The sequence below is a fragment of the Hymenobacter agri genome (assembly GCF_054778495.1).
This window is the reverse complement of record NZ_BAAGZM010000222.1, coordinates 1-6,385: the sequence shown is the minus strand read 5'-3', so window position 1 is coordinate 6,385 and position 6,385 is coordinate 1. Positions and strand designations below refer to the sequence as shown.

The following is a 6,385-nucleotide window of genomic DNA, read 5'->3' as shown; positions in this document are numbered from 1 at the left end:
GGGCCGCGTGACGGTGCCCGCCCGCATCTGGAAAGTCATGGTCATCCTGCCCGACGGGGTGAATGATTTGCAGCGCATCGCCACCGACCCCGCCGTGCGCGTGCTGGCCATCGACACCCCCAACGACAACAACACCGTGAGCCCCGACTGGCGGCAATATTTAACCTCCGTCGATAAAATCGAAGCTGCCACCGGCCTGGATTTATTGAGCGCCCTGCCCCGCGACGCGCAAGCCCGCCTGCAAAAGCTGGTCGACAGCGGCCGCGCCGAGTAATGTAGCGCGGACTTTCAGTCCACGAGTCAATCACGCTTGCTAACCCGCGGACTAAAAGTCCGCGCTACTATGCTCCGCCTCCTCACGCTCCTCATTGCCCTGGTGTGGCTGGCCAACGGCCTGCTCTGCAAGGTGCTGCTGCTAGTGCCGCGCCACGCCGCCATCGTGGCGCGCATCCTGGGCCCGGCGCACGCCACCAGCCTCACGCGCCTCATCGGGCTGGGCGAAATCGGCATGGCCGCGTGGGTGCTCAGCGGCATCAGGCCCCGTTGGTGCGCCTGGGCGCAGATTGTGCTCATTCTCTCAATGAACACCCTCGAAGCCCTGCTCGCGCCCGACCTCCTGCTCTGGGGCCGCCTCAATGCCGTGTTCGCGGTGCTGTTTTGCGGGCTGATTTATTTCCACTGCCTGCGGCCCGCCCGGCTGGTCGGCCAATAGTACCGATTTATGCTGGCCTGGCTCAAAACTCACCCCTTCCCCGTCGAAGCCTTTTTCGAGCACTCGCTCGTGCTCACCTTCGCCGTACCCAAAGCCGAGCTGGCCGCCCTGCTGCCCGAGCCGCTGGTGCCCGACACTTTCACGGATGACTGGGGCTTTCTGGCCGTGGCGCTGGTGCAAACCCGCAACCTGCGCCCGCAGGGCCTGCCGGCCTGGCTGGGCCAGGACTTCTTTCTGATTGGCTACCGCGCCTTCGTGCGCTACCCCTCGCCCACCGGCAAGCGCCTGCGCGGCCTCTACATTCTGCGCTCCGAAACCGACAAGACCCGCATGGCGCTGATGGGCAACCTGATGACGCACTACCGCTACCACACCGTCGACATCGTGCAGCAGCACGCCGACGGCCCGCTGCACATCGAGTCAAAAAAAGCGCATTTCCACGTCACACTCGCCCCGCCCGCACCCGACGTGGCCCTGCCGCCGCACTCCCCCTTCGCCACCTGGGCCGAAGCCCGCCGCTTCGCCGGCCCGCTCCCGTTCACTTTTTCGGCCGATGCCAACACGGGCCGCATGCTGATTGTGGAAGGCGTGCGCGAGCACTGGCAGCCGCAGCCCGTGGCCGTGGAAAGCTACCGCGTGGGCTTTTTCGAGCAGCTCGGCTTCAGCCAGTTGCACCTAGCCAACGCCTTCGCCGTGCGCGACATCCCCTATTCCTGGAAAAAAGGCCGCACCGAGCAATGGCGCCGCTAAGAACCCCGCTGCAAGGCCTCTGGAACGTGGTGCGCTTCAACTGGCCGTTCTACCTGCTGGCCGGCGGCACGGCCCTGACGCTGGCGGGCCTGGGGCTGGCCGGGCCTCTGGCGCTACGCCCCTATGCCGGGTGGCTGTTGCTACTGACGCTGCTGCCGGTGCTCTCGTCGCTACTCATCACGGCCTACATCTACGATTTTTCGGGCCTGTATCAGTTTAGCTGGCTTTTCGGGAATGTGCCTACTCCCACCACTATTCTCACGCTCAGCGCCGGCTTCGATGAAGCCAGTGCCCCGCTCGCGCAGGCCTACCCCACGGCCCACCTCGTCGCCGCCGACTTCTACGATGCCGCCCGGCACACCGAGCCGTCCATTCAGCGCGCCCGGCGGGCCTACCCGCCCCACCCCGGTACCCGCACCATCGACACCCGCGCCGCCCTGCCGCTAGCTTCCGATTCCATCGATTTGGCCGTGACTTTCCTCGCTGCCCACGAAATCCGCGACGCCGCCGAGCGGGCCGCCTTTTTCCGCGAAATCGCGCGGGTGCTGGCCCCGACGGGCACCCTGGTCGTGACGGAACACCTACGCGACCCGGCCAATTTCCTGGCTTACACCATCGGCTTTCTGCACTTCCACTCGCGCCGCGCCTGGCTGGCCACATTCCGGTTGGCGGGAATGCGGGTGGCGCGCGAAGTAAACATCACGCCTTTCCTCACCGCCTTCTTCCTGCGCAAACATGATTCTCCAGCTTAAGCTCGTGGGCTTCCTGCTCGTCGTGCTGGCCTTGCTGCACGCGGCCTTCGCCCGCTATTTCAACTGGCGCACCGAGTTTGCCGCCGTCAGCCTGATAAACCGGCAGATGATGTACGTGCACACCTTCTTCGTCGCCCTCATGGTGTTGCTGATGGGCCTGCTCTGCCTCACCTCGGCCCCCGAACTGGTGGGCACGCCACTGGGTCGCCGCGTGGCACTGGGCTGCGGTGTGTTCTGGCTGGCCCGGCTGCTCATCCAGTTCTTCGGCTACTCGCCCGAGCTCTGGCGCGGCAAGCGCTTCGAAACCGCCGTACACATCGTCTTCATCGGTTTCTGGAGCTACCTGAGCGGCCTGTTTTTATTGGTTGGTTTGGCCTGAATAACGCCGGCAAGTGAGGTGTAGAGACGCAATATTTTGCTTCTCGTCGTTGAACGAAATCGTTCGGACGATACCCGGATGACGCAGACGACGAGACGCAAAATATTGCGTCTCTACTTCCTTTCAAATCATCAATCAGCTCCGCTTCCGGTCCAGAAAGCGTGTTACTTCGCGCACGTATTTGTCGCCGTATTCCGCCTCGCTCAGCCGGAAAAACCCTTCCAGGTGCCCGCCTTCGAAGCACAGCACCTGCCGCCGCTGCCGCCACCGGGCCGCCCGCGCCACCGCTACCGAGTCGGCCAGGGGCGTGTTTTTATCGGCGGTGCCGCCCACCAGCAGCCAGGGGCAATACACGCGCCGCGCCACTTGCGCGTAGTCGGCCGCCTCGGCGGGCAGCGTTACCACCTTCTGGTTGCGGGCAAAAATACCGGCCACCAGCGCCTGCGGGCTGGCCACGTAGCCTTCCGAAACGAAGAAGTCGCACTTGCCCGCGGCCGCCACCTGCGAGGCCATAATGGTGCCCATCGAAAAGCTCATGATACCCGTGCGGCTATGCGGATAGCGCTGCCGGGCATCGGCCAGCGCGGTGCGCAGGTCGGTGCCGAACTCCGGGTAGTACAGTTGCTGCCGGTCGATGGCAAAGTCGCTGCTGTGCCCGAAGCCGCGGTAGTCGAAGAGGTACACCCGGTAGCCGCCCCGACTCAGCGCCCGCGCCTGGTGCAGGAAGTACGACATGTTGTTGGCGTCGCCGTAGGCCAGCACCATCGTGGTGCGCCGGTCGGGCATGTTGGCGGCGGGCTCCACTATCCAGCCGGCCAGGTGCGCGTGGTCGGGCGTGGCGAGGGTGGTGCTCTGGTAGGCCAGCCCCAGCGAATCAGGAGTGGCTATCCATTCGCGGGTCGGCTTCAGGGCCCAGGCTGGCCAAGCTTGGAGCAATAGCAAAAACAGGAACAGACGCATTGGAAGGGAAAGAAACAGTCGAGGCCGGCGAAAGAGCTTACCGGCTAGCCAACGACGCACTTCATTCGCCGCCGTTGCAATCGGATAGCAAAAGTGCCAACCACTTATTGTTTCGCGCGCACTTCTGGCTGTCCATTCCAATTTTTCGGCACCGGCCGACGCCCCGCTAGGTCGAACGTGCGCCGGGCGGGGCGGAGGTATTTGCCGTCTTTAAAATACCAGCGCTCCACGTAAAGCGTGTCAGTTTCGGAGCCGTACCGAAAATTGACACTACGTTGCTCCAGTAGCGAATCGCCGTTGAGTAACACCGGGTGTCGAAGGATGTCTGTGAATAATACTCCTGCCGGGTAATAAATGCGCTCATTGCTGGTGAGCCAGCGTCCCTGCTGCCGAAAATCTGCGTTCCACACCAAGCCGCCGTGCTCGTCGAATTGCTGCCAGTGCCCCAGGCGCGAAAATGCGAGCTTTTTATCAGGCGTCTGCGCTGCCCGCAGCTGTCCTTGCCAATACACTTGCTGTGGGTGAAAGCGCCAGTACGATACGTGCGTTTTCTCCACCACTTGCCTCGCGGCCAATTGCTTCTTCTCAGCTGCGGTGAGGTGACTGCAAAAATCCGACAGTTCAAATGCCTGAGGCACACAGCCCGTCAGTAATACAAGAAACCCTAATGAGCTAACACGCCACGGCATAATGCAGTCAACTTATTTTACAGGGAAGAAGCTTCAGAATCCAGCCTCTACTGTCAGGTTTCCGTCAGCACGGTCTTGAAGCCGGCCAGCGTGCCGTCGTTCGTCCGGCCCAGGGCGTACACGTGAATTTGCGGGCCGCTGCCCACCCGGTACACCTGTGCATCGTTCAGGTCCTGCTTCATAAACATTTGCAGGGCCTTGTAGCGGTTGGCCAGCGCCACATCGCCCAGCACGCCGTCATCAGCCGTGTGGTTGCGCAGGAACTGCGTCAGCTCCACGGTTTCGACTTTGGCCCCGGCGGGCTCGCCCAGCAGTTTTAGGAGCGCAGCGTCGCTGAGCTGGCCGCCCGGCGCGGCGTAGGCCACGGCTTCCAATGGCGATTCCGACTCGCTGATGAACTGCAGGCCGGCCACCAGCTTCTGCAGCTCGGCGGGCACGGCGGCGCTGGCATCGGCCCCGGCGGGCTTGGCTTCGGCCAGGCCGCTGCCGCCTTCTACTTTGGCGGCAATGGCGGCGGCCAGTTCCTGCATCCGCGCCTCGGGCACCTTGATTTTGGGGTTGGCGAAGTTCATATCCGCCACCTTGTTCATCGGGATGAGGTGAATGTGGGCGTGCGGCACTTCCAGCCCAATCACGGCCACGCCGATGCGCTTGCACGGCACGGCCGCCTGCACGCCCTTGGCCACGCGCTGCGCAAACACGTGCAGGGCCGCCAGCTCATCGGCCGGCAGGTCAAAAATGTAGTCGACTTCCTTCTTGGGAATCACCAGCGTGTGGCCTTCCACCAGCGGCGTGATGTCGAGAAACGCGAGGTGGCGGCCGTCTTCGGCCACTTTATACGCCGGCAATTCGCCGGACACGATGCGGGAGAAAATCGAGGGCATGTTTTTTAGCCGTTAGCTGATGGCTTTTCGCTGTTAGCTTTTCCTTACCACAGCTAAAAGCCCTTTTGAGAGCGGGAAAGATACCGCGAATAACGACAAAAGGCCCCTGCTTTTCAGCAGAGGCCTCCTATCGCAAAAGCTAACGGCTATCAGCCAAAGGCTAACAGCTAAGCAAACGCTAGCGCGAAATCTCCAGAATCTCGAACTGCAGCTTGCCAGCGGGCACCACAATTTCGGCCGTGTCGCCAGCCGACTTGCCCAGCAGGCCCTTGCCGATGGGCGACTTCACCGAGATTTTGCCGGCGGCCAGGTTGGCTTCTTCCTCGGCCACCAGGGTGTAGTCGAGCACCATGTTGTTCTTCAGGTTTTTCAGCTTCACCTTGCTCATGATGAGCACCTTGCTGAAATCCATGTTGGTTTCGTCGATGAGGCGCGCGTTGCCCAGCACCTCTTCGAGCTTGGCAATTTTGAGCTCCAGCAGGCCCTGGGCATCCTTGGCGGCGTCGTACTCGGCGTTCTCGCTTAGGTCACCTTTGTCGCGGGCTTCGCGCAGGTCTTCGGCAGCCTTGGCCCGGCCCCGGATTTTGAGGTCCTGGAGGTCGTCCTTCAGTTTTTGCAGGCCCTCGGGGGTGTAGTAATTGATGGTAGCGGCCATGGGAATTGATACTTGTCGGTTTGGCTAAAAAGCAAGGAGAACGGCTGGCACTGCCAACCGTTCTCCCTTCTTAGGTTCCTGGCAAAGATACGCAAAACGAATCACCTCCCCGCATTCGCGGCCGGTAAGCCCGCCCGAAAAGCCCGAATTTTCTCCGTTAGTACTTCATTGATGCGGGCGTAGCTCTCGAAACTCCATCCACCCACGTGCGGCGTGAGTACCACGTTGGCCGCCGTTTTCAGGTAATCGAAGGTTGCCTGCTGCGCCGGGCTGAGCGTGCTGAGCTTCTCGTTGTCGAGCACATCGAGGGCCGCGCCGCGCACCGTGCCAGCTTGTAGCGCGGCTACCAGCGCGGCCTGGTCCACTACTTCACCCCGGGCCGTGTTCATCAGCCAAATCGGCTGGGCAAAACCGGCCAAAAATGCTTCATTCACATAATGATGATTAGCCGCCGAGTACGGAATGTGCAGGCTGAGCACGTCGGCGCGGGCCTGCAGTTCGGCCAGCGGCACCAGCGTGGCGTGGCCGTCAGTGCTCACGGCCGGGTCGATATCATGCGCCAGTACCGTGCAGCCAAAGGCCCCCAGCCGCCGCGCAAACGCCA

General features: G+C 62.4%; 10 protein-coding genes. 5 read left to right on the top strand and 5 right to left on the bottom strand.

Annotated elements, in window-relative coordinates; translation table 11 throughout:
- The 5 genes from ACYVDE_RS12180 to ACYVDE_RS12160 form a co-directional block, all read left to right on the top strand.
- The coding region (locus ACYVDE_RS12180) for a DNA/RNA non-specific endonuclease (RefSeq protein ID WP_460501819.1) at positions 1–274 on the top strand (274 nt) is incomplete at its 5' end.
- Positions 275–343: 69 nt separating this feature from the next.
- Positions 344–712 carry a DoxX-like family protein gene (locus ACYVDE_RS12175; protein ID WP_460501818.1) on the top strand — a complete coding sequence of 123 codons (369 nt, stop codon included), beginning with the start codon at positions 344–346 and terminating at the stop codon, positions 710–712.
- Positions 713–721: 9 nt separating this feature from the next.
- The gene (locus ACYVDE_RS12170) at positions 722–1,462 is read left to right on the top strand and encodes a YqjF family protein (protein WP_460501817.1); all 741 of its coding nucleotides are present in this window, start codon (positions 722–724) and stop codon (positions 1,460–1,462) included.
- The gene (locus ACYVDE_RS12165; protein WP_460501816.1) at positions 1,450–2,214 is read left to right on the top strand and encodes a class I SAM-dependent methyltransferase; all 765 of its coding nucleotides are present in this window, start codon (positions 1,450–1,452) and stop codon (positions 2,212–2,214) included. Before ACYVDE_RS12170 ends, ACYVDE_RS12165 begins: the two co-directional genes overlap by 13 nt.
- Positions 2,198–2,593, top strand: coding sequence for a hypothetical protein (locus ACYVDE_RS12160; protein ID WP_460501815.1), 396 nt, complete (start codon positions 2,198–2,200; stop codon positions 2,591–2,593). Before ACYVDE_RS12165 ends, ACYVDE_RS12160 begins: the two co-directional genes overlap by 17 nt.
- A gap of 135 nt (positions 2,594–2,728) precedes the next feature.
- Here the strand turns inward: ACYVDE_RS12160 and ACYVDE_RS12155 are convergent, their stop codons facing one another.
- The 5 genes from ACYVDE_RS12155 to ACYVDE_RS12135 all read right to left on the bottom strand — a co-directional run.
- On the bottom strand, positions 2,729–3,553 hold the full coding sequence (locus ACYVDE_RS12155; RefSeq protein ID WP_460501814.1) for an alpha/beta hydrolase family protein: 825 nt from the start codon (positions 3,551–3,553) through the stop codon (positions 2,729–2,731).
- 104 nt (positions 3,554–3,657) lie between these two features.
- Positions 3,658–4,242 carry a hypothetical protein gene (locus ACYVDE_RS12150; protein WP_460501813.1) on the bottom strand — a complete coding sequence of 195 codons (585 nt, stop codon included), beginning with the start codon at positions 4,240–4,242 and terminating at the stop codon, positions 3,658–3,660.
- A gap of 53 nt (positions 4,243–4,295) precedes the next feature.
- Positions 4,296–5,126, bottom strand: coding sequence for a nuclease A inhibitor family protein (locus ACYVDE_RS12145; protein WP_460501812.1), 831 nt, complete (start codon positions 5,124–5,126; stop codon positions 4,296–4,298).
- 178 nt (positions 5,127–5,304) lie between these two features.
- Positions 5,305–5,781: a GreA/GreB family elongation factor gene (gene greA / locus ACYVDE_RS12140; RefSeq protein WP_460501811.1), complete on the bottom strand. Its 477-nt coding sequence runs from the start codon at positions 5,779–5,781 to the stop codon at positions 5,305–5,307.
- 101 nt (positions 5,782–5,882) lie between these two features.
- Positions 5,883–6,385 (bottom strand): NAD(P)-dependent oxidoreductase (locus ACYVDE_RS12135; RefSeq protein WP_460501810.1); only part of this gene is annotated, 503 nt, incomplete at its 5' end.

Coding starts and splice junctions, on each gene's coding strand:
- ACYVDE_RS12175 (WP_460501818.1), top strand. CDS start 344: ATGCTCCGCCTCCTCACGCTCCTCATTGCCCTGGTGTGGCTGGCCAAC.
- ACYVDE_RS12170 (WP_460501817.1), top strand. CDS start 722: ATGCTGGCCTGGCTCAAAACTCACCCCTTCCCCGTCGAAGCCTTTTTC.
- ACYVDE_RS12165 (WP_460501816.1), top strand. CDS start 1,450: ATGGCGCCGCTAAGAACCCCGCTGCAAGGCCTCTGGAACGTGGTGCGC.
- ACYVDE_RS12160 (WP_460501815.1), top strand. CDS start 2,198: ATGATTCTCCAGCTTAAGCTCGTGGGCTTCCTGCTCGTCGTGCTGGCC.
- ACYVDE_RS12155 (WP_460501814.1), bottom strand. CDS start 3,553: ATGCGTCTGTTCCTGTTTTTGCTATTGCTCCAAGCTTGGCCAGCCTGG.
- ACYVDE_RS12150 (WP_460501813.1), bottom strand. CDS start 4,242: ATGCCGTGGCGTGTTAGCTCATTAGGGTTTCTTGTATTACTGACGGGC.
- ACYVDE_RS12145 (WP_460501812.1), bottom strand. CDS start 5,126: ATGCCCTCGATTTTCTCCCGCATCGTGTCCGGCGAATTGCCGGCGTAT.
- greA (WP_460501811.1), bottom strand. CDS start 5,781: ATGGCCGCTACCATCAATTACTACACCCCCGAGGGCCTGCAAAAACTG.